The 26,489-nt window shown below is 56.4% G+C and carries 21 protein-coding genes, 1 pseudogene and 1 riboswitch; of the genes and pseudogenes, 11 read left to right on the top strand and 11 right to left on the bottom strand.

All coding sequences use genetic code 11. From position 1 onward, the window contains the following. Positions 1–32: 32 nt before the first annotated feature. Both AC2FJZ_RS04210 and AC2FJZ_RS04205 read right to left on the bottom strand, forming a co-directional pair. Complete coding sequence (locus tag AC2FJZ_RS04210; protein ID WP_496776170.1) at positions 33–2,438, bottom strand: YbcC family protein; 2,406 nt, start codon at positions 2,436–2,438, stop codon at positions 33–35. Between the two features lie 20 nt (positions 2,439–2,458). Next, on the bottom strand, positions 2,459–4,009 hold the full coding sequence (locus tag AC2FJZ_RS04205) for a proton-conducting transporter transmembrane domain-containing protein (protein ID WP_496776169.1): 1,551 nt from the start codon (positions 4,007–4,009) through the stop codon (positions 2,459–2,461). 115 nt (positions 4,010–4,124) lie between these two features. On the opposite strand from AC2FJZ_RS04205, the gene AC2FJZ_RS04200 reads away from it, so the two are divergent. Continuing rightward, complete coding sequence (locus tag AC2FJZ_RS04200) at positions 4,125–5,015, top strand: LysR family transcriptional regulator (RefSeq protein WP_496776168.1); 891 nt, start codon at positions 4,125–4,127, stop codon at positions 5,013–5,015. Between the two features lie 2 nt (positions 5,016–5,017). On the opposite strand, the gene AC2FJZ_RS04195 is transcribed toward AC2FJZ_RS04200, so the two are convergent. The 9 genes and pseudogenes from AC2FJZ_RS04195 to AC2FJZ_RS04155 form a co-directional block, all read right to left on the bottom strand. After that, entirely contained in the window at positions 5,018–6,028 is a 1,011-nt protein-coding gene (locus AC2FJZ_RS04195; RefSeq protein ID WP_496776167.1) for a FecCD family ABC transporter permease, read from the bottom strand. Position 6,029: 1 nt separating this feature from the next. Further along, on the bottom strand, positions 6,030–6,980 hold the full coding sequence (locus AC2FJZ_RS04190; protein ID WP_496776166.1) for an ABC transporter substrate-binding protein: 951 nt from the start codon (positions 6,978–6,980) through the stop codon (positions 6,030–6,032). Between the two features lie 12 nt (positions 6,981–6,992). After that, positions 6,993–7,769, bottom strand: coding sequence for an ABC transporter ATP-binding protein (locus AC2FJZ_RS04185; protein WP_496776165.1), 777 nt, complete (start codon positions 7,767–7,769; stop codon positions 6,993–6,995). Beyond that, positions 7,766–8,122, bottom strand: coding sequence for a DUF1636 family protein (locus AC2FJZ_RS04180; protein WP_496776164.1), 357 nt, complete (start codon positions 8,120–8,122; stop codon positions 7,766–7,768). Before AC2FJZ_RS04180 ends, AC2FJZ_RS04185 begins: the two co-directional genes overlap by 4 nt. 98 nt (positions 8,123–8,220) lie before the next feature. Beyond that, a riboswitch (cobalamin riboswitch) is annotated at positions 8,221–8,417 on the bottom strand. 99 nt (positions 8,418–8,516) lie between these two features. Then, positions 8,517–9,182: a D-lyxose/D-mannose family sugar isomerase gene (locus AC2FJZ_RS04175; RefSeq protein WP_496776163.1), complete on the bottom strand. Its 666-nt coding sequence runs from the start codon at positions 9,180–9,182 to the stop codon at positions 8,517–8,519. 16 nt (positions 9,183–9,198) lie between these two features. Continuing rightward, on the bottom strand, positions 9,199–10,125 hold the full coding sequence (locus tag AC2FJZ_RS04170) for a carbohydrate kinase family protein (RefSeq protein ID WP_496776162.1): 927 nt from the start codon (positions 10,123–10,125) through the stop codon (positions 9,199–9,201). 39 nt (positions 10,126–10,164) lie between these two features. Then, the gene (locus tag AC2FJZ_RS04165) at positions 10,165–11,214 is read right to left on the bottom strand and encodes a glucokinase (RefSeq protein WP_496776300.1); all 1,050 of its coding nucleotides are present in this window, start codon (positions 11,212–11,214) and stop codon (positions 10,165–10,167) included. After that, positions 11,191–12,492: pseudogene (locus AC2FJZ_RS04160) on the bottom strand (GH1 family beta-glucosidase); the annotation flags it as partial. The pseudogene AC2FJZ_RS04160 and the gene AC2FJZ_RS04165, both read right to left, overlap by 24 nt. Next, positions 12,489–13,526 (bottom strand): LacI family DNA-binding transcriptional regulator, encoded by a 1,038-nt coding sequence (locus tag AC2FJZ_RS04155; protein ID WP_496776161.1) that lies wholly within the window; start codon positions 13,524–13,526, stop codon positions 12,489–12,491. The pseudogene AC2FJZ_RS04160 and the gene AC2FJZ_RS04155, both read right to left, overlap by 4 nt. Before the next feature lie 219 nt (positions 13,527–13,745). Between AC2FJZ_RS04155 and AC2FJZ_RS04150 the strand changes: the two genes are divergently transcribed. The 10 genes from AC2FJZ_RS04150 (at position 13,746) to AC2FJZ_RS04105 (ending at position 26,412) form a co-directional block, all read left to right on the top strand. After that, positions 13,746–15,104, top strand: coding sequence for an ABC transporter substrate-binding protein (locus tag AC2FJZ_RS04150; RefSeq protein WP_496776160.1), 1,359 nt, complete (start codon positions 13,746–13,748; stop codon positions 15,102–15,104). Between the two features lie 55 nt (positions 15,105–15,159). Next, a complete protein-coding gene (locus AC2FJZ_RS04145) occupies positions 15,160–16,167 on the top strand; it encodes a carbohydrate ABC transporter permease (protein WP_050603878.1) in 1,008 nt (335 codons plus the stop codon). Positions 16,168–16,170: 3 nt separating this feature from the next. Next, positions 16,171–17,319 carry a carbohydrate ABC transporter permease gene (locus tag AC2FJZ_RS04140; RefSeq protein ID WP_496776159.1) on the top strand — a complete coding sequence of 383 codons (1,149 nt, stop codon included), beginning with the start codon at positions 16,171–16,173 and terminating at the stop codon, positions 17,317–17,319. 9 nt (positions 17,320–17,328) lie between these two features. Next, positions 17,329–18,984 (top strand): alpha-amylase family glycosyl hydrolase, encoded by a 1,656-nt coding sequence (locus AC2FJZ_RS04135; protein WP_496776158.1) that lies wholly within the window; start codon positions 17,329–17,331, stop codon positions 18,982–18,984. A 3-nt stretch (positions 18,985–18,987) separates the two neighbouring features. Then, a complete protein-coding gene (locus AC2FJZ_RS04130) occupies positions 18,988–20,070 on the top strand; it encodes an ABC transporter ATP-binding protein (protein ID WP_496776157.1) in 1,083 nt (360 codons plus the stop codon). Positions 20,071–20,150: 80 nt separating this feature from the next. Beyond that, a complete protein-coding gene (locus AC2FJZ_RS04125; protein WP_496776156.1) occupies positions 20,151–20,900 on the top strand; it encodes a sugar phosphate isomerase/epimerase family protein in 750 nt (249 codons plus the stop codon). Further along, positions 20,900–21,946: a LacI family transcriptional regulator gene (locus AC2FJZ_RS04120; RefSeq protein ID WP_496776155.1), complete on the top strand. Its 1,047-nt coding sequence runs from the start codon at positions 20,900–20,902 to the stop codon at positions 21,944–21,946. Before AC2FJZ_RS04125 ends, AC2FJZ_RS04120 begins: the two co-directional genes overlap by 1 nt. Positions 21,947–21,968: 22 nt before the next feature. Continuing rightward, the gene (locus AC2FJZ_RS04115) at positions 21,969–22,718 is read left to right on the top strand and encodes a basic amino acid ABC transporter substrate-binding protein (protein WP_050603884.1); all 750 of its coding nucleotides are present in this window, start codon (positions 21,969–21,971) and stop codon (positions 22,716–22,718) included. A gap of 65 nt (positions 22,719–22,783) precedes the next feature. Continuing rightward, the gene (locus tag AC2FJZ_RS04110) at positions 22,784–24,430 is read left to right on the top strand and encodes an amino acid ABC transporter permease (RefSeq protein ID WP_496776154.1); all 1,647 of its coding nucleotides are present in this window, start codon (positions 22,784–22,786) and stop codon (positions 24,428–24,430) included. After that, positions 24,427–26,412 carry a beta-galactosidase gene (locus tag AC2FJZ_RS04105; RefSeq protein WP_496776153.1) on the top strand — a complete coding sequence of 662 codons (1,986 nt, stop codon included), beginning with the start codon at positions 24,427–24,429 and terminating at the stop codon, positions 26,410–26,412. The genes AC2FJZ_RS04110 and AC2FJZ_RS04105 overlap by 4 nt, the downstream gene beginning before the upstream one ends. The last annotated feature ends 77 nt before the right edge of the window (positions 26,413–26,489 follow it).

Raw genomic sequence — 26,489 nt, 5'->3', positions numbered from 1 at the left:
CGGCAACATGTACCGGGCCCTTTCATTATTAGCTATTCAGCTGCAATAGCCTGCTCAGAGCTTGCAGTTTTTGCAATTGGGCTCCATTCTCGGCCACCTGTGTAACGCCACGCCAGATCGCCGTTTTCATCCATTGCGATCAGGTGAAGCCAACGGTTGTCAAACAGCGCTTTTACATTTGCGTGGCGCTTCAGAATATCGTTCATGGCCTCACGCGGGGCTTCGATGACAACCGACAGTCGCAGAGGGTCATGCTGGAAAGTTTCACCATCATGAACCGATTGCCAGGGCAGCCCAGGGCGCAAAGCGCCTCCGTTCCCCTCGACAATGCCGATCCCGCCGACCACGTTATGAAGCAGTTTGTTACCACCTCCGAACAGCCCCGGCGCAACGGTCGAGCCATAATATTGCAAACTGATCCAGCTGGCCACGACAACCGGGGCGGTCATGATCAATTCCAGCACGCCAAACCCTTCGTCCGAGCGCCAGTCATAACTGTGCAGGAAGGACTGCCCGGCCAAACCGGTCCCGTCAGTCCGGCTGCGCGGAGCGGCGATGAAAGCACGGCAGCCTGCCAACCCCCATTCAGGGCGCAATTCGGCCCAGTCGTTGGCACGGCGCGCAATATCACTTCCGCCGCTGGCCCGAGGCAGCCGCGCCGCACGTTCGGCGCGAGCAAGACGCCCGGCCTCGGCAAGCCAGATCTTCAGCTGTGCGATCTGCGGCGCCCACAATTCCGCAGGATGATCCTGATCAAACAGGGTAACACCATCCGTCGTCGTGTTGTGCAACGCTGGCAGGAACAAGGTGTCTGACGGGATGTCGATCTCCTTGCCCTGCAAACCCTTCCGTACCTGGTTGTCGTTCAGAAGGCTGGCGAGAAGCCGGGCGCTGACATCCCCCGCGTGACCACCGCAGGCACCGCATTGCAACGCGCTTTCGTGCGGATTGTTGGTAACATCCGCGCCGTGCCCAGCCAGCATCACGATACGCGCAAAATTGCTGGTCAGCGACATCGCGCCCAGAATGGCTTTGGCGGTATTGATGCGCGTGGCTAGATCCATCGAAGGATCCAGTTTCGGTGCGGGGTCAAATCTGGTTGTCCTGCCATTGGCAGCCAGCGAGTCCCGCAGCAATTTACCCGCGTAGATCGGGCCGGTCGCCTCGACAAAGGCAAAGGACGAAACAGCAGCCAGTTTAAACCGACCCCACGCTCTTTTCGCGCGGGCCGTGTAGCGACGGTCTAGATCAGATAATGTGTCTTCTGCCGCTTTGGACGTGACATTGGGGTTCAGCAGAACTGGACCCCGCAGTTCGGTCACGTCAGATCCTGCGCATTTGTGCGCACTGGCCAACCCGAAGAACCCGGCAAAGCCGATGGTCTCGATGCCCGCATCCTGCGCTTCCAGCGCACGGCGGAATACCTCGGACCGAACGTCGATGCAGAACGCAGCTTGTATTATTGGGCGGCCTTCGGTTGCCCTTGGTTGACGTCGGTCCAAAGCTTCGCTCAACTTGCGCTGTTGAGCCCGTTCAGCGGCATCCTGCAGAATGGCATCAATCACCATGTCCCGGGACGGAGTTATCGGGGTTTCGTGCATTGCGATGGTTTCCGACCAACGCGCCGAAATCTGATCGCGGTATTGGTGGAACAGGGCCTCTTCAAACACCATCCGAATGGCCAGCAACTCGACCGTCGTTGTGTCGGTCTGACCCTGCAGCTCGGCCTGCCACAACAGATAGCGCGCATTTTGAGCCCAACCGCCAAGCGTGACCAACAACCGGTGGAAGGTAGTTCCGGCCGCTTCAGGCGTTACGCCCAGCGTTTCAGACGCCCGCCCGATGGCGCGCCATTGTGAACGGTTGGTTGCTGCTACAAATGCGCCAAATCTTTTCAACCCGTTGATTTCGGGCGTCAAGTCGCGCGACGCGAACTCGCGCCACGCGCTGAATGCACCGCCAACACGGCGAGGCTGCCACAGGGCCTGACCTTCGTCAAAATGGCTGGCAGCCCACGCACCGATACGTTCTTCGATCAACCCCGGCCAGTCGATGCCGGATATTTCGGCTGCCAGTTCTGCAACCGTCGGCAATGGGGCAAGTGGCACCGCATCGTCCGTCAAAGCAGCCGTCACATTTTCAAGCCCCGAGGGATCAAAACGGCTTTCAACATGAGATATCGCCTCGACCAGATCACCCTCAACCATCTCGCCGGTCTTCAGCTTTTCGGCCATGACTTGCCTGTCAGGAGTGATGCGCACACCAGCAACGCGGCCAAGGCGCGCAGCCGTAACAGCAAGGGTGTCTTCCGTCTGACCCAAGAAAGGATTCACGGCGACATTTGCAGCCAGCGGAAACAGAGGGGGGATCTGACGTACAGCGTCATTTGCAATCGCGATAAGTTCCAGAAGCGGAGCAGGATAGCTTTCGTGTTTCATAATCTTGTCTGATCCCCCATTCATACAGTCCGGCGCGTGGACCATCCGTCCAGCAGCCGGTCAAAGATTGCATTTGCATACAGACCGTTTGATAGATGCACCCGGATACCAGCCGCCGCCGGATGCGAGGCCCAAAGCGGGAAGGTCGATTGCGCCAGCGCCACGGCGCCAAAGCTGATGAGCGCGAGAACAATCAGAGCCCATTCCAGCGGACCCGCAGCAGGTGTGGGTGGCAAGGTGCCAGATGTCAGGCGCTGCGCCGCGATTTGCAGTACGAAGTAGCTGACAGAGGTTGCGCTGGCATAGATGACGGTGCGGCGGGTCAGGGCACCGGGGGCGGCATCCGCAAATCCCTGCGCGAGCAGATAGGCAACACCAAAGATCAGGATCACGCCCAGTGCAATGGCCTGAACAGATTTCCCGTCAATCCCGAACACCGAAGCCACTGCGCCATAGATCAGAATGCCGGTTGCAAAGGCCAGCAGTACGTTGCGGGCACTTGGTACAGCCACCGGCCCCGGCCGGCGAATGGCGGCCACGTTGCGCACGGCCTCACCCGCGCTCAGGAAGGCGTGGGCTTTATAAAGCGAGTGCGCCACGATATGCAGCAGCGCCAGCGGGAACAGGGCAAGGCCGCACTGCATGATCATGAACGCCATCTGGGCGATTGTGGACCACGCCAGAGATGTCTTGACCGCGGGCTGTGTCAGCATGACCAAGCCGCCGAACAGCGCGGTGAACCCGCCCAGCATGACCAATAAGGCCATTATGCCCGGTGCAACAAGCATCACGTCGGCAAAACGGATCAACAAGAACCCGCCCGCATTGATCACTCCTGCGTGCAGCAGAGCAGACACGGGTGTCGGTGCTTCCATAACCTCGGTCAACCACCCGTGGACCGGAAACTGAGCTGACGCCAGCACGGCCGCCAACGCGATCAACAGGGCAGCAACAATTGTTGTCACGGTTGGCTGCGCTGACGAAAGGATCGTGGCGATATCGGTCGTGCCGTAGCCAATGATCAACAGGACCACAGCCAGCGTTAGCGCGGCTTCGCTGATCCGCGCCACAACGGCCTTTTTTCGTGCCGCGCGTTGTGCCGTGGTGCGTTCGGGGTAGAACAACAACAGTTGATGCAATGCCAAACTTGTCGCGATCCAAGCCCCAAGAAGTTGGATGATGTTGCCGGACATGACCAGTAACAGAACAGATGCCAAGGCGACCAACATCCAACCGGTAAAGGCACCCTGTCTTGGCTCGCCATCCATGTAAGTCGCCGAATAGCGCAGCACGATCCAGCCTATAAAGCTGACCAGAACCAGCATCGTTGCGCTCACGGCATCCAGTTGGACCGACAATCCCATGCCCCAGAACCCGATCAGCGCTGAGGTTCCTGGTCCTTTTGCAATCAACAATGTTACCGCCAAAGCAGACACGGCAAAGGCGGCCAAGGCAGCCCATTCTGCGACTTTAGGCAAATTACGCGGTCGGACCCCCGGATGTCGGCTGCAATAATACGCAGATCCCAACAGGATTAATGGACTAAAGAGGGGAAGAAGCAGGTAGCTCATTCATGTGTCCCTTGACGTTCGACATTGACTTGATTTGTTCAGATCGAGATATGTCGCGACCCAGCATATGAAAAATACATTGTTTGATGATTATCGTTCGCTTAGATAGAACTATATGCCACTGAACTATCATCACCTTCGATATTTCTGGGCCGTCGCGCATGACGGGAACCTGACACGGACGGCGCAGCGTCTGAATCTGTCCCAGTCAGCGTTGTCCGTGCAGATCAAGGAGTTGGAAAACCGCCTTGGTCATCCACTGTTCGAACGCAGAGGTCGCAAGCTGCACCTCACCGAAGCCGGACATATTGCTCTGGACCATGCCGATGCGATTTTTGCGACAGGTCAGGAACTTGTGGCAACCTTGCAAGATGCCGGGAATGCGCGGCAGGCCCTCAGAGTAGGGGCGCAATCCACCCTGTCTCGGAACTTTCAGATTCGCTTTTTGCGGCCCATTTTGTCGCGTGTTGATGTCGAGGTCATCTTAAGGTCTGGCAACCCAAGTGAGCTGCTGGAAGGTCTAAAGACGCTCAATTTCGACCTGGTCCTCATGAATCATGAACCGGCAAGCGACAGCTTGACCAATTTTGTCACCCATCATCTGGCGGAACAACCGGTAAGCATCGTGGGCACTCCGGATCGTCTGGATCCGACACGTCCCATACGGGACCTTTTGGAAGAACAACCTTTCATCCTGCCTACAATGAACAACACTGTCCGCACGGCGTTTGACGCCATGGCCAGCCGCATGTCGGTGCGCCCTCAGGTGGCCGCTGAGGTGGACGACATGGCCATGATGCGGCTGCTGGCGCGGGAAGATATCGGGCTGGCTCTGGTGGCGCCGATCGTGGTTCAGGATGAGTTGAACTCGGGTCGGCTGGTCGAGGCGCAGGAGCACCCGAAAATCAAGGAAAACTTCCACGCGATCACATTCAAACGCCGGTTCCCGAACCCTTTGGTGCAAGAGCTTTTATCCCACGAAACAAATAGCTGGGCCAATGGCTGAGCTTAGTCACCGCGCGACGATTTGAACAGATACAAGAATACAAAAAGCGAGCCGATTGACGTTGTCACGATGCCTACGGGCAGTTCCTGCGGGGCCAGAAGGAGGCGCGACAGAATATCCGACAGCGTCAGCAGGATCGCCCCCACAATGGCTGAAGTGACCAACAGATTCCGGTGCAGCGTACCAGCAATGCCGCGCGCGATATGAGGCACCATCAGGCCCACAAAGCCGATGACACCGGCCACGGACACAAAGCTGGCGGTTGCCAAAGCGGCGACAAAAAACATGCGAAATCGTAAACCCTGAACCGGGATACCAAGTGAAGAGGCTGTGAAATCACCGGTCAGCAACGCATCTAGCCAGCGGCTGCGATAAAGGGCGTAGCTCAGGATCAATCCCAGGCCGATCACGACCAGGGGGAATGTCTGCCACCGGGCGAGTCCCAACCCACCCAGCATCCAGAATATGACCGAATGCGCCGCGCGATTGTCGCCAGAGAAAATCAAGTAGTTCGTGATTGCGGAAAACAGAAAGGAGACGGCTAAACCGGCCAGAATCAGCTTTTCCGGCGCACTTGTGCGCAAACCCTGGACCAGTGCCAGAACGATAGCCGATGCGATCAGACCCCCGCAAAACGCGGCCAAAGGTAAGGTCCATATGCCCAGTACATCCCCGGTGACAGTGATCACCAGAACCGCACCCGCAGCCGCACCCGAGGATAGGCCAAACAGAAAAGGGTCGGCCAGATCGTTGCGCGTAGTGGTTTGCAGAACCACACCTACAACGCCAAGACCCGCGCCAATCACCGCAGCGAACAAAGCTCGGGGTAGGCGCAAGTCAAACACGATCCGGTGCATGGGGGACATGTCACCTTCGACAAGACCCGTACCCAGGCCAATCGCCGAGATCACGTCGCGCACCGGAATTTGCGTCGTTCCATAAACGATGGACAGCAGCAAAAGGGCGATCAAAACGATCGCCCCCAGCAATATCGAACGGCCCAAATGGGCCATATCAGTTGATCTCCGGATGCATCGCTTTGGCCATCTTCTCAATGGCTTCAATGTTCGCCGGTCCAGGTGTCAGTTCTTCGTAACGCAGGCCAATCCAGCGTTCGTTCTTGACGGCATCGGTTTGTGACATAACTGGATGATCTTTCAGAAACTGGAACGTATCTTCTGCACCGTTTCCGGTCTGATAGTCCAGCAATACCAGGAACTCAGGGTTGGCGGCAGCCACGGCCTCCCACGAGGTGCGGCCCCAGCTTGTTTCCAGATCATGGGTCACGCTTTCGCCACCGGCCGCTGCAATCATTGCGTCGGGAATTGCGAATTTGCCGGCTGTGAAAGGCGCATCAGCTGGCCCATCCAAGAGGAAGACGCGCGTTTTCGCCAAGTCGACAGTTTTCGCTTCAATGGCGGTCAGTTGGTCCTTCCAACCCGCGACCAGTGCCTCGGCCTTGTCTTCAACCTGCATGACCTGACCAAGACGCAACACGTCGTTGAACAGCAGATCCATGCTGGCCGTGGGGCGATCCTTGTCCAAATGGATACAGCTTTCGGTCAGAACCATGGTCTTGATGCCGAAGGGTTCCAAAGTGTCCGGGGTCACGTCGCCACCCGGCTTCATGCCATAATACCAGCCTGCAAAGAACAGGTCCGGCTCGACCGAGACGAGGTTTTCGATGGTTGGGTATTTGGGCGCAAGCTCAGGAATTTCGCCGCGTTGCGCGTCAAAATCAGGGCTTGTCTTGTACCATCCGGTGATGCCGGTCAGGCCCACGATCTGGTCTTGCAGGCCAAGGGCGAAAGCCATGTCTGTCATGTTCATGTCATGCACGACAAGACGTTCCGGTGCGGTTTCAAACACCAACGTTTCACCGCAATTGTCCACTGTTATAGCATCTGCAGCCGCGCCGCTGGCCAGACCGGTGAACAAAGCCACGGGCCAGAGTTTGTGCATCATTGTAAGCTCCTGTTATGATGACAGTTTTCTTTTTCGGATATCCAAGGCAGGGATCATGCGGCCTTCATGCTGAAAGCACAGGTAATCCACGCCAAAGGTGTCGCGCACCCGGTCGGGGGTCAGTACGTCGCTAACAGGTCCGAACCCTGTCAGGCGTGTGGATTTCATCAACGCAACATGGGTGGCGAATTCCGGAATCATGACCAGATCATGCACGATCATGACCACCGTTACGCCCAACTCGGCAACCAGGGACAGCATGTGCCCCTTGGCATCCGGGTCCAGATGGTTTGTCGGTTCGTCCAAAAACAGTAAAGACGGGTTTTGTGCCAGCGCCCGCGCGATATGCGCCCGCTGGCGTTCGCCTCCCGATAGTTGGCCTATGGGTTTTCCGGCAAGGTGCAACAGACCGGCCGTCGCCAGAACCCGATCAAGATCCTCTTTATGTTCTCCTGCCGATCGATCAGCTTTAATCGGGATTTGCCCCAGAGCAACATAGTCGCGCAGACGCAATCGCGCATCTGGCATTTCCTGCTGGCCAACCACTGCAATGGTTCGAGCACGTTCATGAGCGGTAAGGGTGCGGAGGCTTTGATTTCGGACGCGAACGTCCCCCAGAACCAGCCTTTCAATTCCGCACAGCAAATTCAGCAGAGTGGTTTTTCCGGCACCATTTGGTCCAGCGATTGCGAGAATTGAGCCTTCGTCGAGGCGGAAGGACACATCCTGAAGCAGCACATCGCCATTCAGGGCATAGTACTCCAGATCTTCGACAACCAGGAAACTCATGAAGCCCCCTGCGATGGCATGGCAGGCATCCGCGACAAGGTTTTGGTAAACAGGGCAGGGGGGCGATGCGAAGCGCTGGTCCAGCCGTCCTTGCTGTCGCCAAACTGGGTTGCAAATTCAACCAGAGCGGTCAGATCGTTGGCCGTCTCAATATCGCCAAACAGGTACTGCGCTTTTCCCGTGGCCTGAAAACCAACGGTCGTGGCCCGTTCACAACCTGCCATGCAGGCAATCAACCGGGTTTCAAAACCGTCTGGCAACCGATCGTCCAATGCGGTTTGCACGGCTTCCGCCGTCATCGTTCCTTGACATGTGGAACAGATCAGAACGAAATGCTCAGGATAGGTGGTCATTGCCGTCTCCGTCTTTTGTCGGACACAGACAGGGGGACCATACCGGGTTTTCACGCAAACGCGCCATCGAGCCTCCTTCCAGGACGCCCCGCCCCGGGTTGGTTTAACATGCGATGGCAGGTCTCCTGACTTGCGGGTCAAGGCTCGGCCAACCTTCCCAACCCCTCGAGGTCAGTGGTGAAGTGGCGTCGCTCTCCGCTTACAGTTGCGGGGGCAGTCACGGACTTGGCGCAGGGGTGCGCCGTACCGTATTCCCATTTTCATCCCTTGCGGAACCATCGAGATCAGCTAGTCCGGCAATGCAAGACTTGTCAAGCGGTAGGAAACTGGGGCTGGCACGAAAAACAAGTGTTGTGCCCGCTATTCCTTTTGCACAGGCTCAACTGGATCAACCTTAGTAGTCTGAAACAAGAAGGAAATCCGGTTCGGCATCTTCCTCGATTTTCGAGAACCTCGGGATTGGGTCTTCGAACACATTATCGGTGCGGTCGTCATTCACAGTCGAAACCTCGCCAATCAGGCAATCGCCGCGTTCTGCCCAGAAAGCGTGCCAGACGCCTGGCATCAAGGTCACGCTTTGCCCCGGTTTCAGGCGCAGATGCTCGCCTTGTTTTAGGGTAAACGGGCAGGCATCGCTTGGCACCGTAACAGGCGTGTCCCGGTCGATGCCTCCCTCAGGGTCTGACGCGTAAATCTCCAGCACCAGATCGCCGCCACCCCGGTTGATGATGTCTTCAGCCTTTACGATGTGACGATGCATTGGGGACAGCTGTTTATCTTTCGAGATCAATAGCTTTTCTGCGTACAGCATCCCACGACCGGATTTCAAATCGTTCACTTCACCATTGCGCAGGGTAAAAAGAAAAAGGCCCAACTCGTCAAACCGGCCTTGGGCGTAATCGGTAATGTCCCACCCCAAGCCCCGGCCTCGGATCGTTTGCGCCTCAGGGCTGCGCAGCTGCTCGGGCGACCAATATGCGAAAGGCGGCAACACTGCTCCGAAGGATTGGATGAAAGTCTGCGCTTCAGACTTGATGCGGTTTATTTCGGATCGCTTCATTGGCTAACCTCAATGATCAAAGCTCATGTGCCCAAGGCGGCTCTGCCCCGGCACGGGAAACGGTTACAGCTGCAACCTCGGCGCCCAAGGCCATTGCCGCGCGCAAAGCGTCGGGGGTCAGGTTTCGCACCCCCGGTTTTGTCAGATGACCCGCTCGGTGGAGTTCGGTCAACACGCCTGCATTGAACGTATCTCCGGCACCGATTGTATCGACGACCTGCACCGGTTTCACTGGCACGGATACCTGTGACCCATCCGCCAAATATCCGTTCGCGCCGTCGCGGCCCCGGGTCACGATCAGGGCCGACGGTCCGGTCTGCAACAGCAAGGCGGCCTTTGCCGCCTCGGGTTCACTGCCGGGAATGATCCAGTCCAGATCCTCGTCCGATACTTTGACGATATCCGATTGGGCGATCATCCGGTTCAGGCGTGTTCGATACCGGGTTTGATCTGCGATGAAACCCGGACGGATATTGGGGTCCAGCATCACTGCCCGATCGCCTCCGTGCTGGTTCAGCAATGACGCGTAGGCATCGGCACAGGGCTCGCACGCTAGGCTGATCCCCCCAAGATACAAGGCTGTGACAGCCGGAAGCTGATCCGGCATATCTTCGGGAAGCAACATGCGCCCGGCCGTGTTTTCATCGACAAAACTGTAGGTTGCGTGCCCGTCCGTGAGCTGTACGAAGGCAAGCGTTGTGGGTCTATCCGAGACGACCATGTGCGATGTATCTACGTGGCTTGCATTTAGCGCGTCGGTCAGTTGCTGGCCAAACATATCGCTGGACATTCCGGTCAGCATTCCAACGGGCACTCCCAAACGCCCCATGGCCACCGCGGTGTTCAGGATCGCACCTCCGGTGTGCGGCACGAAACCTTGCGCCCCCGAAGCTGTTGGCTCGGCAATCATGTCGATCAGAGCCTCGCCGCAACACAAGATCATTCCACGGTCCTTTCCCGGTTTGTCGAAGAAGTTTTTCGCCTAACGTTTCAGGGCGTTCTTGCAGAAATTGTTGGCCCCGATAATACCAAACTCAGCTTGCTCAGAAACGTAGAGGTTCAAAGACTGGCGCAGTTCACTGAAACGCCCACCTCCATTGAAGGCTTCCATGAAGTCCTGTCCAAATAGCCAGCGGTTTTTCTCGGCAACGCCACCGACAAGAAACACACCGCCCGCAGGCATCAAGGTGACGGCCATATCGCCCATCAGTGCACCCAGATGAGTGGTGAACATCTGCGCCGTTTTCACTGCGATAGGATCGGAAGCATCTCGCGCGTCCTGCAAGATGTTCTTTGCAGCTTGCGCCGGGATCTGAGCGTGCCCTGCCGCCATTCCAACGGCCTGATACAAGATTGGTAAGCCTGTTCCGCTCAGGAACATTTCCGCCTCCAGGGCGAGGCTGTCTCCAAAGAAACACGCGGGCGCTATGCGACGCGCGGCTTCAAAAATCTCAACCTCGTCGCGGTGGCGGGGATAAAGGCCGACGTGACCACCTTCGCCGGACACTGTATGATAATGTCCTTCTGAATACAGCAGCGCCCCGACGCCGAGCCCCGTTCCGGGACCGACCACCAATCGCGTGCCGATAGGTGGATTTGCCTCTCCTTGCAGAACCGAGACATCATCCTGTGTCACGTCAGAGACCGACCATGCCGCAGCCGTAAAGTCGTTGATGACAAACGTTTGTTCCGCACCGGTAGCCCGAGCCAGTTCGGTCTCGGACAAATCCAGATTGGCATTTGTCAAACGTATGACGCCATTCCGAACAGGACCGGCGCCAGCAGCCACAACTGCCTGAGGATTTGTACCTACTTCATCACGCAGATCGTGAAATGCGTTCAGCAAATCTTTTAAAGTTCCCGTTGGATGCTTGCGCAGCCCTGTCAAATCGCCATTTGTCACTACCCCCAGACGGGTATTCGTACCACCAATATCCGCAACAAGGTTCCAGTGCTCATGCACGGAACCCAATGGTTGCGCTAACGGCTGAGAGACGTTCTGCCCATTGGACAAGGCAGATTTCAGTGCCATGAACGAAGCTTTGGGGGTTCTTTCCAGAGTTTCAAAATCCACGTCCACCAGTCCAAACCTTTTCTCGTACCCGAAGGCCCATTCATAGTTATCCAGCAGAGACCAGACGAAATAGCCCTTCACGGGAACATCTTGCGCCAGAGCGTTTTGCACGGCTGCCAGATGCGTGTCGAGATATTCGATACGGTCCTTATCCTGCCCACGCTCTGCGCTGGCCATACCATTTTCGGTGATATAGATTGGCAGCGCGCCCGTATAGTCCTTCTGTGTTCGAACCAGAAAACGGGTCAGGGCAGAAGGGTCGATTTCCCAACCCATCTGCGTTTTTGGCAAAGGACCCGGAACATCCGTAAAACTGGGCCATGCGTCATCGTTCGCGGCAATCAACTTTCGCGTGTAGTAGTTCAATCCACACCAATCGACCGGCGCGCCAATCGTGTCAAAATCATCGTGCCATCCAGACGGCAAGTGCGGCTCTAAACCATCCAGCACCAGCTGAGGGTATTCTTTCTTGAAAACACCGCCAAGAAAAAACCAATTGTAGATCGCATCATACCGGTCCGCTGCGTGCTGCGCTGCGACGCTGTCATCTGCTGGTTCCGCCCATTCCAGGTTGAACACTGCGCCCAAGTTGCTCATACCAAGGCTGCGCATGGCCTGAATGGACCGTCCATGAGCCAGCAACACGTGGTGCATCGCGCGGGCCGTGGCGCGAATATCGCGAAGCCCGGGGGCATGATGACCCTCGAAATGGCTTAGCCAGCTGACACACCATGGCTCGTTGATCGGGGCCGCGCTGTACATCCTGTCACCGATGCGGCCCATGATGATCTCGGTGAAGTCAGCGAACCATCCAGCAATGTCACGGTTGCACCAGCCGCCCAGATCCGCCAGAGCCGAAGGCAGTTCCCAGTGATACAGCGTCACGCAAGGTCGGATTCCGCGGGCCAACAGCGCGTCTGCGAGACGGTCGTAGTAGTCCATGCCCGCCTGATTGATCTGCCCGCGACCTTCGGGCATAACGCGTGCCCAACTGGTGGAAAACCGATAACAGTCAAACCCCGCCTCGCGCACCAGATCGAAATCCTGCTCAAACCGATGCAGATGGTCACAGGCCAGATCGCCGTTTTCCCCGCGCACCACGTTGTCTGTTGTGGCGGCAAACGTATCCCAATGGGTTTGCCCAGCACCCCCCTGTGCATGACCTTCGATCTGATAAGCTGAGGTAGCGACTCCGAAAAGGAAATCTTTGGGAAAGTCAGCGCGCGAGTGTTTCATATCGACGTCCTGTTGGGGACAGGGCCGGTCGAGCGACCGACCACCAGTTCGGCCTCCAGCAGTCTGGTGTTGGTCGGAGCAGATGGGGATTTGATCCGTTCAATCAGCATCTCAGCCGCCATTTCCCCCGCTTGCCGGACGGAAGAGCGTGTTGCGGTGAAAATTGGAACGTCTTGCCCGTTCTTCAGATAAGACAAGTCGTCATCATGGGCGATAACAGAAACATCCTGCCCCATCTTCAACCCCGCTTCATCCAGCGCACGCCTGACCCCAATGGCGGATATCATGGAAGATGCCAGAATGGCTGTCGGAGGATCATCAAGTTGCAACATGCCGTGCGTTTCCCGATGTCCGAAAACCTCGGTCATCTCGGCGCTACGCATCAGGTCGGGGTCAGCGGCTATACCAGCTTGCTCTAGCGCCTCCAGATACCCCGCGCGTCTACGCTGTGCAAAATCCATCTCCTCCAACCCGTTGATAAGGGCAATCCTTCGATGTCCAAGATCAATCAAAAACCGCGTCGCCCTCAAAAACGAGCTTTTGTTGTTTACATCTATCCAGTCATAAGGCGTATCCGTGCCCGTTGAACGCCCATGCACAATGAACGGCACGCTCATACGTTTAAGAACTGCAATCCGAGCTTCGTTCACTTTAGGACCTTGCAGCACGACGCCATCAACGGCCCCACGCTGAAAAAGGCTGCGATAGGCATCCTCGATCGAGGTATCGTCAGCGTTGGTGAACATCATGTCGTACCCGTATTCGGCATATTTCTTTGAAGCTCCGGCGACAAAATCTCCAAAGATGGGGTTAACCATTTCATGCTGCGAAGAACTGGGAATCACGTGTCCGATCACCATGGACCGACCAGTCGCCAGCCCCTTAGCCCTGCTGTTGGGTCTGTACCCATGTTTTTGCGCGGCGGCTTGCACACGCACGCGCGTTCCTTCGCTGACCTCGGGAAAGCCGTTCAGCGCACGGCTCACCGTTGTTTGCGAAAGACCTAAAATTTCCGAGAGCTGCTTTAGGTTCATTATGCTATTCAAAGCGCCTTCAATTGCGTACTCACACTTGTTGTGTGGGCAATTTAAGTGCCCGTCAACTTGTTTTGCTGCGATGGCAATATTTATTAATACTGCTGGGTCGAGAAAGCAATTCATTGACAGAGTGAAATTGTTAGCGGATAACACATCGCATCCAAAGCGCTTTGAAACTGAGTCTGCAAGCGCGTGAAAACTTGGGAGGAGAATTAGATGAAACACTCGCTTTACGCAGGTGCGGCGATGTTTGCCCTGATGGCTGGGTCTGTTCAGGCTGAGGGTGAATTGATCCACGCCGTAGGGGAGGGCAGTTTTGATTGGGAAGGGTTTCAGGCCTTTGCCGATGCGACGGACCTATCCGGTGAAAGTCTGACGATTTTCGGCCCTTGGTTGGCGGGTGAAGGGAAATCCTTTGAGAACCTCGTTGCGTATTTTGACAAAGCAACCGGCGCAAGTTCCAGCTATGTGGGCTCAGACTCGCTGGAACAGCAAATCCTTATCGATGCTGCGGCAGGTTCGGCACCAAACCTAACGGTGTTCCCGCAACCCGGTCTTGCGGCAAATCTTGCAAAGCAAGGTTATCTGACACCGTTGGCAGAAGGGTCGGCGGGCTGGATCAAAGACAACTTTGCTGCAGGTCAGTCCTGGGTTGACTTGGGGACATTCGAAAACGCCGAAGGAACAGACGGTTTCTATGGCTTCTTCTTCAACGTGAACGTGAAATCTCTGGTTTGGTACATACCAGAGAACTTTGAAGATTTCGGATACGAAGTGCCGCAGACCATGGAAGAGTTCAAAGCTCTGATGGATCAGATGGTCGAAGATGGCGAAACCCCGCTCTGCGTTGGCCTGGCCTCGGGTGGCGCAACCGGATGGCCTGCAACCGACTGGGTTGAAGACCTGATGCTGCGTACCCAACCCCCGGAAATTTATGACCAATGGGTATCGAACGAGATGAAGTTCGATGATCCAAAGGTGATCGCTGCAATCGAAGAATATGGCAGCTTTACTCGCAATGACGATTATGTCGTAGGCAACGCAAATGATACTGCCGCGATCGACTTCCGCGACAGTCCTAAAGGTCTGTTCGACAGCCCGCCAGCCTGCATGATGCACCGCCAGGCGTCGTTTATCCCTGCGTATTTCCCTGAGGGAACCGAACTGGGTGCAGACGCGGATTTCTTCTATTTCCCGGCTTATGCCGAAAAGGATCTGGGAACACCGGTACTGGGGGCGGGGACGCTGTTCACCGTCACCAACCCGAACCCTGCGTCCGAAGCGTTCATGGAGTTCCTCAAGACGCCCTTCGCGCATGAGATCATGATGGCGCAAGACGGCTTCCTGACACCTCATCTGGGTGCGAACCCCGAAAACTATTCAAATGACACCCAGCGCGGGCAGGGCGAAATCCTGACCAACGCAACGACATTCCGCTTTGACGGCTCTGACCTGATGCCCGGCACGGTCGGGGCGGGCACCTTCTGGACCGGGATGGTCGATTACTCGTCGGGTGCGAAAGATGCAGCCACCGTGGCCAGCGAAATCCAGTCGTCCTGGGATGCAGCCAAGTGATCAACGCCTGGGGCGATCTTATGATCGCCCCGCTTGCCAAACGGATGAGCGCACCATGACACCGGCACTTCAAGGCCTGCTGACGATCGCCATCGGCGTGTCGGGTTGCGTGGGCTATTTCTATCTCTCCAATCAGTTTCTGGACACAGTCCTGTTCCCACCGCGTGGGCCAAACGCGGGCCGCAACATTAACCGGGCCAACATGATCCGCCCATGGTTGTTCCTGTTCCCGGCGCTTGCTGCGCTGGGGTTGTATCTGGCCTATCCAGTGGTTGAAACACTGCGCCTGTCACTCACGGAGCGCGTGCCCGGCGGCGGATATAAATGGGTCGGCTTGGACAATTATTCTCAGATGGTGGCAGAGCCGAAGTTTTGGGAAGCCATGCGCAACAACATGTTCTGGCTAATCGTTGTGCCCGCCATGTCCACGGGTTTTGGTCTTCTTGTGGCGCAACTGACTGATCGCATCCGTTGGGGCAACTTCGCCAAGTCTCTGATCTTCATGCCGATGGCGATATCTTTCGTTGGTGCCTCGGTGATCTGGAAACTGGTCTATGATGCGCGCCCCGCAGAACAGGACCAGATCGGGATCCTGAACGCGCTCTACATCTTCTTCGGAGGGGCCGAGCCGCAAACATGGCTGACGGTCCCGTTCTGGAACAGCTTTTTCCTGATGATCGTTTTGGTCTGGATTCAGACCGGTTTTGCGATGGTCATCCTTTCTGCAGCATTGCGAGGCATTCCCGAAGAAACCATCGAAGCCGCTATTCTGGACGGCGCAAATCCGTTTCAGATCTTCTTCAAGATCAAAGTACCCCAGATCAAGACAACAATCCTTGTTGTTTGGACGACGATCACAATCACCGTGCTCAAGGTCTTCGACATCGTCTTTGCCATGACCAATGGCCAGTGGGAGACGCAGGTGCTGGCCAACTACATGTACGACAAGCTCTTCCGGGCCAACGACTGGGGCGTCGGGTCTGCCTCGGCCATGGTGATCATGCTGCTGGTTGCTCCGATTCTTGTCTGGAACGTGCGCAACGCGCGCAAGGAAATGGAGTAAACCATGAGCGATATTGCAGGAACCAAACCGGCGCTCAGATGGGTTGTACACCTTTCGGTCATCTTTCTTGTGGTGCTTTGGGTTATTCCAACCTTGGGTCTGCTGGTATCATCCTTTCGAACCGCAGATCAAATCTCATCCAGCGGATGGTGGAGATCGCTGTTTCCGTCCGAGCAAAACCTGACGCTTCGCAGCGCTGCGCCTGAAACACAGGTGCTTGAAAACGGAGTGTATGTGATTGAGGGCGCGCTGTTCAGCGTGGATGAGCAAGCTAAAATTTCCAGATGGGGTATCAGCTCACGTGATGTGGATGCCTTTGAACCCGGCGAAACGGCCGAACTGCGGAAGGGCGGCACGATCACCGTGGATGCGGTTGGCAATTACCGGATGGAAAACACCGAAGAGTTCACCGGGAACCGCGGCGCGCGCATCTTTGTGACAGCCGAATTGCCGCCCGAGTTCACCTTGGGCAATTACCAGAAAGTTCTTCTGGATCAGAGCAGTACGGACAGTATGGCCAAGGCCTTTTTCAACACGCTAACTGTGACCATCCCGGCGACGATCATCCCCATTCTGGTGGCCGCCTTTGCAGCCTATGCGCTGGCGTGGATGGATTTTCCCGGTCGCGCGTTGTTGATCGCGGCGGTTGTCGGCCTCTTGGTGGTTCCACTGCAACTAGCCTTGATTCCCTTGCTGAAGTTTCACCTGAACATCGGGATCGGCAAAGGCTATCTGGGCGTCTGGCTGGCACATACCGGGTTCGGGATGCCCTTGGCGATTTACCTTCTTCGCAACTATATGGCCGGATTGCCGCGTGATCTGATCGAGAACGCCCGCGTGGACGGCGCCACCGAATTCCAGATTTTCACCAAGTTGATCCTGCCACTCAGTTTCCCGGCGCTGGCGTCGTTCGCGATCTTCCAGTTTCTGTGGACATGGAACGACCTTCTGGTTGCCAAGGTTTTCCTGATCGACGCAACAGGCCAGACAACCGTGATGACCAACCGCATCGTCGAGCTTTTGGGTACGCGTGGCGGTAACTGGGAAATCCTTGCGACCGCTGCCTTTGTCTCGATCTTTGTGCCGCTGGTCGTTTTTTTCGCAATGCAAAAATACCTGGTCCGGGGCCTTCTGGCCGGATCAGTCAAATAGAGGCGTCTAATGAACGTGCACAACAACCTTGAACGCAGCAAAGCAACGAAACCGTCTTCGGATTGGTGGCATGGAGGGGTGATCTATCAGATCTACCCGCGCAGCTTTAAAGACAGCAACGGCGACGGAATCGGCGATCTGAAGGGCATCACCGCGCGATTGGACTATATTGCGTCTCTGGGCGTCGATGCGATCTGGATCTCACCGTTTTTCAAGTCGCCAATGAAGGATTTCGGCTACGACGTCAGCGATTATCGCGATGTCGATCCCATGTTTGGGTCGCTCGAGGACTTCAAAGAGCTTCTGGATCAGGCCCATGCCAAAGGATTGAAGATCATGATCGATCTGGTTCTGTCGCACACGTCAGACCAGCACCCGTGGTTCAGCGAAAGCCGCAGCAGCCGTGAAAACCCGAAATCCGACTGGTATGTCTGGGCAGATCCTAAGTCGGACGGAACACCACCAAACAACTGGCTTTCGATCTTTGGCGGCTCGGCGTGGCAATGGGATGCCCGACGCCTGCAATACTATCTGCATAACTTCCTGACATCGCAGCCGGATCTGAATTTCCATTGCCCGGATGTTCAGGATGCGTTGCTGGACGTGGCGCGGTTCTGGCTGGATCTGGGCGTCGACGGCTTTCGGCTGGATACCATCAACTTTTACTTCCACGACAAAGAACTGCGCGACAACCCGGCCTTGCCGATGGATCAGCGGAATGCCTCGATCGCACCTGCGGTCAACCCCTACAACCATCAGGACCACCTGTTCTCGAAAAGCCAGCCCGAGAATATCCCATTCCTTGAACGCCTGCGGGCGCTGACGGACGAATACGAAGGTCGTGCTTGTCTGGGAGAGGTCGGCGATGCGCAGCGTGGGCTCGAGATCATGGGTGAATACACCTCGGGGGATAAGCGGATGCATATGTGCTATGCGTTCGAGTTCCTCGAGAAACGTGCGCTGACAGCCAGTTACACAAAGCATGTCTTTGACCAGTTACAGACCAAGGCGGGTGATGCATGGCCCTGTTGGGCGTTTTCGAACCACGATGTGCAACGCCACGCCTCACGCTGGAATTTGGATGATGCGGCGACCCGACAGCACGCGGTTCTGATGATGTGCCTGCGCGGCTCTGCCTGTTTGTATCAGGGCGAAGAACTGGGCCTGCGCGAAGCAGAAGTGCCGTTTGAGAAGCTGCAAGACCCCTATGGCATCGAGTTCTGGCCCGAGTTCAAAGGCCGCGACGGTTGCCGCACACCGATGGTTTGGGCAGTTCAGGATGAACAATCGGGGTTCAGCACCGCAGAACCCTGGCTACCGGTCAGCGCCCAGCAGGCCGAACATGCAGTAGACCGGGCCGAGGCGGACCCGCAATCGATGCTGAACCACTATCGCCGTGCCATCGCGCTGCGTCATGCACACCCGGCTCTATCATCAGGTCGTCTGTCCGAAATGAATGAAATGGGCCCGGTTTTGACTTTCCTGCGTGAAGACAGTTCCGAGGAAATTTTCTGTGCGTTCAACCTCGGTTCAGACACCACCGAAGTGACGGTTCCAGACGGCAGTTGGCAGACCATTGGTCAGGAACTGGGTGGCATTGAAGGTGGACATACAATCACTCTGACGGCTTCGCAGTTCTGCCTGATGGTTCGGAAAAAGGGGTAAGGCATGTCTGAACTCAACCTAACAGATGTCGCGAAATCCTATGGTCCTGTTGACGTTCTGAAGAACATCAATCTCGACATTAAACAGGGCGAACTGATCGTTTTTGTCGGTCCTTCCGGATGTGGGAAGTCCACCTTGCTTCGGATGATCGCAGGGTTGGAGAAGATCACAGGAGGGACGCTGGAGATCGAAGGGCAGGTCATGAACGATGTTCCGCCCGCACAACGGGGCATTGCAATGGTGTTCCAAAGCTACGCCTTGTATCCCCACATGACCGTGCGCGAGAACATGGCCTTTGCCCTGAAAGTCGCCAAGATGCCTGCGGGTGAAATAGATGCCGCGGTAGAGCGAGCCGCCCAGATTCTGCAACTGGAACCCTTTCTCGACCGTTTGCCCAAAGCGTTGTCCGGCGGTCAGCGACAACGCGTTGCCATTGGCCGTGCAATTGTGCGCGATCCAAAGGTGTATCTGTTTGATGAACCTCTGTCGAACCTTGACGCCGCCCTTCGGGTGGCAACACGGATCGAAATCGCGCGCCTGAAAGAGGCCATGCCGGACAGCACCATGATCTACGTCACCCACGATCAGGTCGAGGCGATGACACTGGCCAGCCGTATCGTAGTCCTGGCCGATAAAGGTATCGCGCAGGTTGGCTCGCCGCTTGAGTTGTATGAGACGCCCGATAATGAGTTTGTGGCCCAATTCATTGGCTCGCCGTCGATGAACCTTCTTCCCGGCACGATCATGGGGACGGGGGCAACAACAACTGTAAAGCTTGTCTCGGGCGGCACCGCCATTTCTGCGGTCCCGACTGAAGACAGTGATCAGGGCAAGCAGGTCAATATCGGGGTGCGCCCCGAAGATTTTGTCATGACAGACGATACCGCGATCCTGACCGGAACGGTCGATTTCACCGAGGCTTTGGGCGAGGTTACACTGTTGTACTTTGAAAAAACTGAGGACGCTGAAGGTCCGATTGCCAAACTGCCCGGAGTTCAAAAGAACATGCGTGGACAGACAGTTTCCGTGACCGCAGCCCCGGAAAAAATACACTTGTTCCACAACGGTTTTTCGATGCGAAAGTGAGAGTAAGGGGCGTTCAACGCAACGCTTGACAACGCTACAGCTCGTAATCCACCATAATTGAAACGTTTCAATGGTGGGGAATGAGAGTTTCAGCCCAGCTCTATACGGTGCGGCAATGCGGTGATCTGACAGATCAGCTGCGTCTTGTTGCCGCTTGCGGATTTACAGATATCGAAACAACTGGTCTGCACGAGCTAAGCCCGCAGCAGATGGCGGGCACCATTCATCAATCAGGTCTTAACGTTCGGTCTGCACATTTTGACTGGGAAGAGTTCGACACTCGTTTCGACGAGATTGTCGAAGTTCTGAGGCTTCTGGAATGCCAGGTGGCCGTCATGCCTTGGCTGGCGCCCCGGGCGCGGCCCGACACTGCCCGGGGATGGATGGCAGTGTCGGGCCGGTTGGCCGAATGGGCAGATCGGCTGGGCGAACACGGCATCCGTCTGGCCTATCACAATCACGATTTTGATTTGGTGGGTAGCTCTGGTGAAACGCCTTTGGACCAAATACTTGCGCAAAGGAATATCTATTGGCAGCCTGACATCGGCTGGCTGCAAGCGATCGGCCTGGACCCAGCAGCAGCAATCACCCGCCACGCGGATCGCATCCTGTCGATCCACGCAAAGGACGTAGATCCCAAAGGTGGGACAGGTGACGAGCGCTGGCGCGATCTGGGGGAGGGCGTCGTAGATTGGGACGCTACATTGAAGGCCCTCGCGGACAGCAAGTGCGCCGATCTGTTTATCGAACATGACGAAAGTTCAGATCGCAGGCGCACGTTGAACACGGGGCGGATGTTCCTGACCGACCGCCTGACCGGGGTCACCTGATGGCGCGGGCAACGATCAAATCGATTGCCAGGAAGACGGGATACTCCGTTGGAACGGTCTCGAACGCCTTGCGTGACGCCCCATCAGTTAAACAAGAAACACGAGACGAGATTCACAAGGCTGCAGCTGCTCTGAGCTATCGTGTGAACCTCGATGGGCTGAAGCTGCGCACCAATAAATCGTATCGTATCGCGGTGCTGGTGAGCGTGTCGGAAGATGCCGCTGAGGAATGGGAAGGCGTGGAATTCACGCGCATTCTGGCCGGGGTTTCAAAAGCGGTTCAAGGGTCGCGCTATCAGCTTAGTGTTTTCAGCATAAGCGACGGTGATGCCGCGCTAGATACTCTACGATCGATTGTCCAAGAGGGGTTGGCCGATGGCGTGATCTTTTCGGGCACCCGTGTGAACGACCCACGTATCGCATATTTGCAGGTTGAGGGGTTTCCCTTCGTCACATACGGCATGAGTGACAGCGATCAGCCACACGCCTATGTGGACCTCGATAGTCAGGCTGCGGCGTTGGAAGCAACGGCCCGATTGATCAGACTTGGCCATCGCCGGATCGCGTTGATCAACCCACCAGATGAACTGATCTATGCGCAGCAACGCCGCCAGGGCTATGCCGATGCTCTGTCGGAGGGCGGGCTGAGCTTCGACCCCGCGCTGATTGCCACCGGTCCGACCACCGCAAAAACCGGTCAACTGGCCTTTACCGCGCTTATGCAATCACCAAACCCGCCTAGCGCCATCATTTGCGCCAACGAGGCGATGACCCTTGGGGCCTTGTCGGCTGCAGCCAAAACAGGAGTGAAAGTGGGACAGGACGTGGTGGCCATTTCAAACGACGACCTGAAACTCAGCCAGTATTTCGTGCCTCCGCCCAGCACCTATTACCTGCCAATTGGTGAAACCAGCCGCCTGCTGGGTGAATTCATGCTGAAAGCACTGGGCGGTGCCGACCCGAAAGAGATTCAAAAGAAGATCAGGGCCACATTGATCGAGCGGCAACCTGACACGCCTGCGTCCGGTAGGGCGCGAATAACCTAAACCAACAGAGGAGAAACCAAGTATGTTCAAACATCTACTTGCCGCGGCAACCCTTGCCGCGATGACCGCGCCAGCCGCTTTTGCAGCCGATCTGGAGGGCCGCGTCCTCAAGATCGGCACGGATGCGACTTATCCACCGATGGAAACCGTTGATGAAGCAACAGGTGAAATTGTGGGTTTCGATGTCGACGTCATGAACGCGATTTGCGAGCGCGTGAATTGCGTTCCGAACTTCGTCAACACCGCTTGGGACGGCATCTTTGCCGCGCTTCAACAGGGTGAGTTTGATCTGGTGATCTCAGGCGTGTCCATCACGCCAGAGCGGGAAGAGACCATGGATTTCTCGGACCCCTACATCGTGGTCAGCCAGGCCATCCTACTCCAGGTCGACAATGCCGACATGACGCTGGACGATTTTAAAGCCGGGGGCCAAAAGCTTGCCGCACAGACCGGCACGACCAACGCACAGCTCGCTGAAGAGCTGGTAGGCCGCGAGAATGTCAGCCTCTACGACAACTTCTCAGCCGCCATTCTTGCCCTGCAAAACGCGGACGTTCAGGGGGTGATCATCGATGGTACCTCGGCGTCGGCCTATGAGCAAGAGTTTGCAGGCGAGTTGACCGTTGGCATCACCGGCCTGCAATCCGACCCGCTGGGCATCGTCTTTCAGGAGGGCGACCCAACCGTTGATGCCATCAACGCAGGGCTGGCCGAGATTCAGGAGAACGGTACGCTGGATAAGCTGAAAGCCAAATACTGGGGCACCAACTGATCCCATAAAACTCAATCGGCCCCGGCGGAATACTTCGCCGGGGCTTTGAACCAGCGGAGAACCCCATGTCGCGCCTCAGTTCGATCCGCCCGAGCAACCTTGTGTTGCTCGCAGCAGCGCCGTTCATCATTTATCTGTTTGCCACCTCGTCCAAATACTTGCGATCTCTGGTCGCCATTCTGGGGATCGGCAACAACGCGGTGCCGATTTTTGTCGGGTTCCTTCTGATCCTGACGACGGCGATTTTGGGCTATCTCTGCGCCCGCCACTTGCGCTTCCAGTCGCAGGCGCCAGCCTGGTTGCGCGCGGCGGCATTGGCTGCGTTTCCGGCGGCGGTCGGGCTATCGATACTTGCTGTTGTTGCACCTCAGATTCTCATGCCCTTCGCCGAGTCGGTGTTCTTTCATGCGCTCAACGAAAACACATCAACGCTTATTGACCGGTCCAACCAAACCTGGGTTTTGTTTCCAGAGGTGGTGGTACAGGTTCAGACCGGGCTGCAAATCCTGCTGGTGATCTACGCGGTGGTCATCGCACTGTGCTTGGTATCCGGCCGTCTGAACAACCCGTCGCGCGGCTATGCTCAAATCGGGTTTGAGGTCCTGACCGGAGCCACTTTGTTCTATTTGATGTTCATGGCGCATTGGCAGTTTGCCACCGGCGTTGCCATTACATTCCGCGCCGCGATCTTTGCGTATATCTTCGCAGCGATCCTCGGGCTGATCTGGGTGGGGTTGCAATCGTTCAAACCCAAGGCACGCACCACGATGGTGTATGGCGCGATTAGCCTGGCCTTGTTGGGCGTCTCAGCCTTCTTTTTCATGCAGCCACAGGTGCATTATGTCCTCGTCGGTAGCACCGAAGCCCGAATTGCCATCGTGCGCGGTACCCCACAGGCGCAGGCTGACATCATCCGTTTCGGCGAATTCGAAGGTGGCGGAGAACAACAATATCGCATCCGCAGTGCGACGGATGCCGCTTCGGCCCTTGACCAAATCGAAACCGTCGACAGCGTCTCTGGCACGTTTGTCCCAATTGAGGCGCACACGCAGGGCTATCCTGTGCTCTGGCAAACCAGCTTTTTGCCCGACAAATTTCGCAATCCTGCGCTGGCCTTTGCAGTCTTTGGCCTTTTGCTATTGACGCTGACCATTGGTGGCGCACAGCACAAACTGCACCCCTTGGCGGTCGGGGCAGAGTTCTTTGTAGATACGATCCGCGGCATCCCGATGCTGGTGATCATCCTTTATATCGGCCTGCCTCTGGCTGGTGCGGTCAAGGACGCCACAGGCGGCGGCATCGACATGACCAATATGACGCGCGGCATCATCGCCATCTCGGTCGGATATTCCGCCTATATGGCCGAAATCTTCCGATCCGGGATCGAAGCCATACCCAAAGGGCAGTTGGAGGCGGGCAGCTCTTTGGGCTTGTCTCGATGGCAGACTGCTCGGCTAATCGTCTTGCCGCAAGCATTGCGGATCGTGACCCCCCCCTTGGGCAACGAATTCATAGCAATGATCAAGGATACCTCGTTGTTATCGATCCTGTCCGTCCGTGACATGACCCAAAGGATGCGAGAGTTTCAGGCAGCAAGTTTCCTGCCTTTCGCCCCCTTCAATACGGCGGCCATACTTTATGTCGTGATTACATTGGGTTGCGCCAGCTTCCTGAAGTGGATCGAACGCCGTGCCGCAAAGGACACCAGATGAGCAAGCTTGAGTTGGGGGTTTGCTATTACCCTGAACAATGGGACCCGTCCGAATGGCGCGACGACGCCAAACGCATGGTCGAGATGGGGCTGGATTGGGTGCGCATTGCCGAATTCACCTGGGGCTTGATCGAACCCGCGCGCGGGCAATTCCACTGGGATTGGCTGGATGAGGTGATCGAGGTTCTGGGGCAAGCCGGGCTAAAGATCATGATGTCGACTCCGACGGCAGCCCCGCCAAAGTGGCTGATCGATGAGCATCCTGAAATCCTGCCGGTCGGACCGGATGGTCGGGTCAGGGGATATGGCTCGCGTAGACATTATTGCTTTTCCAGCCAGATTTATCTGGCCGAGGCCCAAAGAATTGCCACCGAGTATGCCCGCAGATATGGGAAGAACCCTCATGTCCATGCGTGGCAGATCGACAATGAATACAACGATCACGATACGGTGCTCAGCTATTCAGATGCAGCACGCAGCGGCTTTCGACACTGGCTGGAACAGCGATACGGAACAATCGACGCACTGAACCAAGCGTGGGGAACTGTGTTCTGGGGATCGATTTATTCCGGATTTGACCAGATCGAACTGCCCAACGGTCTGGTCGCGTCCCCGAACCCAACACATGCGTTGGACTTCATGCGCTATTCATCGGACAGGGTGCGTCTATTCAACAAGGCGCAGGTCGACATTCTGCGGAACCATGCTCCGGGTCGCGACATCACGCACAACTTCATGGCAGGCAGTTTCGAGTTCGACCATCACGCCGTTGCCGCCGATTTGGATGTTGTTGGCTTTGACAGTTACCCGCTGGGCAACCTGATGGGCTCGACCATGCCCGACGACGAAAAGCGTCGCTATTTGCGGACAGGTGCACCGGATTACCAAGGCTTTCACTGCGATCTCTACCGCAGTCAGGGACGCGGACGGATGTGGATTCTAGAACAGCAGCCGGGTCCAGTGGACTGGGCGGCCTCGAACCCTTCTCCGGCAGAGGGAATGGTGCGGCTCTGGACTTGGGCGGCTTATGCGCATGGTGCACAAGCGGTGATGTTTTTTCGCTGGCGGCAGGCAAAATACGCACAGGAACAATACCATTCGGCTTTGCTGCGTTCGGATAACAACCTGGATCAAGCGGCCGTTGAATTGGCACAGATCGTCAAGGATCGCGAAACTTTGCCACCTGCGGCGCGACGAAAGGCCAAGGTGGCGATGCTTCTGGATTACAGTTCGATCTGGGCGGCAGACATCCTGCCTCATGATGATGATTTCCCGAACAGTCACATTTTCCGCGAATGGTATGCCAGCTTGCGTCAACTCGGCGTAGACGTCGATTTCCTAGGCCCAGAAGATGATCCAGACGGCTATGCGCTGATCCTTCTGCCCCAGAGCATGATTATGAGCACAGATCTCGCCGCTAAACTCACAGCTTCGGGCGCGAAACTTGTGATTGGGGCTCGGTCCGGCAGCAAAACACCACAGATGCACACACCCGATAATCTGGCGCCCGGCGCGTTGGCTGCGCTGACCGGAGTACGTGTCACGCGCGTCGAGTCGCTGCCCGCTCTGGCACAAGAGTACGTGCAACTGACCAACGGCCAGCGGTACACTTTCACAGGTTGGCGCGAAATTGTTGAAACAAAGGAAGGCATCCTGGCACGCTTTGACAGCAGCTATCGCGATGGAAGTCCTGCAATTGTCAGATCGGACCGCGCAACTTATCTGGCCATGCTCCCGCGCGGTACGTTTTTACAGTCCATTTTGAAACAGGCTTTGGATTGGGCAGGGTTGAAAACTCTGGAGTGTGACCCCGACATGCGCATTGCCCGACGCGACACATTGCATTTTGCGTTTAATTTTGGTGACATTCCTAAATCTCTGCCTGCCGGGGATCATCGTACATTCTTGATAGGAACTGACCCTGTAAATGTTGGGGATTTAGCAGTTTGGCAAGAAAATGGGCCACCCAAAAAGACTATCTGAATGGGCTCTTACTAAGAACTGGACTTAAGGTTTTTGGAAACTGTCACTTTTGGACTGCCGAACTGACAAAGAAAGTC

This window comes from Ruegeria sp. CDSA079 (assembly GCF_059612245.1).
This window is presented reverse-complemented; position numbering and strand designations above follow the sequence as displayed.

Excerpts from the sequence above, each read along its gene's own strand:
- AC2FJZ_RS04130 (WP_496776157.1), top strand. The coding sequence starts at position 18,988 with ATGTCTGAACTCAACCTAACAGATGTCGCGAAATCCTATGGTCCTGTT.
- AC2FJZ_RS04200 (WP_496776168.1), top strand. The coding sequence starts at position 4,125 with ATGCCACTGAACTATCATCACCTTCGATATTTCTGGGCCGTCGCGCAT.
- AC2FJZ_RS04140 (WP_496776159.1), top strand. The coding sequence starts at position 16,171 with ATGAGCGATATTGCAGGAACCAAACCGGCGCTCAGATGGGTTGTACAC.
- AC2FJZ_RS04180 (WP_496776164.1), bottom strand. The coding sequence starts at position 8,122 with ATGACCACCTATCCTGAGCATTTCGTTCTGATCTGTTCCACATGTCAA.
- AC2FJZ_RS04150 (WP_496776160.1), top strand. The coding sequence starts at position 13,746 with ATGAAACACTCGCTTTACGCAGGTGCGGCGATGTTTGCCCTGATGGCT.
- AC2FJZ_RS04175 (WP_496776163.1), bottom strand. The coding sequence starts at position 9,182 with ATGAAGCGATCCGAAATAAACCGCATCAAGTCTGAAGCGCAGACTTTC.
- AC2FJZ_RS04125 (WP_496776156.1), top strand. The coding sequence starts at position 20,151 with ATGAGAGTTTCAGCCCAGCTCTATACGGTGCGGCAATGCGGTGATCTG.
- AC2FJZ_RS04135 (WP_496776158.1), top strand. The coding sequence starts at position 17,329 with ATGAACGTGCACAACAACCTTGAACGCAGCAAAGCAACGAAACCGTCT.
- AC2FJZ_RS04105 (WP_496776153.1), top strand. The coding sequence starts at position 24,427 with ATGAGCAAGCTTGAGTTGGGGGTTTGCTATTACCCTGAACAATGGGAC.
- AC2FJZ_RS04155 (WP_496776161.1), bottom strand. The coding sequence starts at position 13,526 with ATGAACCTAAAGCAGCTCTCGGAAATTTTAGGTCTTTCGCAAACAACG.
- AC2FJZ_RS04205 (WP_496776169.1), bottom strand. The coding sequence starts at position 4,009 with ATGAGCTACCTGCTTCTTCCCCTCTTTAGTCCATTAATCCTGTTGGGA.
- AC2FJZ_RS04195 (WP_496776167.1), bottom strand. The coding sequence starts at position 6,028 with ATGGCCCATTTGGGCCGTTCGATATTGCTGGGGGCGATCGTTTTGATC.
- AC2FJZ_RS04165 (WP_496776300.1), bottom strand. The coding sequence starts at position 11,214 with ATGGCACTGAAATCTGCCTTGTCCAATGGGCAGAACGTCTCTCAGCCG.
- AC2FJZ_RS04190 (WP_496776166.1), bottom strand. The coding sequence starts at position 6,980 with ATGATGCACAAACTCTGGCCCGTGGCTTTGTTCACCGGTCTGGCCAGC.
- AC2FJZ_RS04110 (WP_496776154.1), top strand. The coding sequence starts at position 22,784 with ATGTCGCGCCTCAGTTCGATCCGCCCGAGCAACCTTGTGTTGCTCGCA.
- AC2FJZ_RS04170 (WP_496776162.1), bottom strand. The coding sequence starts at position 10,125 with ATGATCTTGTGTTGCGGCGAGGCTCTGATCGACATGATTGCCGAGCCA.
- AC2FJZ_RS04185 (WP_496776165.1), bottom strand. The coding sequence starts at position 7,769 with ATGAGTTTCCTGGTTGTCGAAGATCTGGAGTACTATGCCCTGAATGGC.
- AC2FJZ_RS04145 (WP_050603878.1), top strand. The coding sequence starts at position 15,160 with ATGACACCGGCACTTCAAGGCCTGCTGACGATCGCCATCGGCGTGTCG.
- AC2FJZ_RS04115 (WP_050603884.1), top strand. The coding sequence starts at position 21,969 with ATGTTCAAACATCTACTTGCCGCGGCAACCCTTGCCGCGATGACCGCG.
- AC2FJZ_RS04120 (WP_496776155.1), top strand. The coding sequence starts at position 20,900 with ATGGCGCGGGCAACGATCAAATCGATTGCCAGGAAGACGGGATACTCC.
- AC2FJZ_RS04210 (WP_496776170.1), bottom strand. The coding sequence starts at position 2,438 with ATGAAACACGAAAGCTATCCTGCTCCGCTTCTGGAACTTATCGCGATT.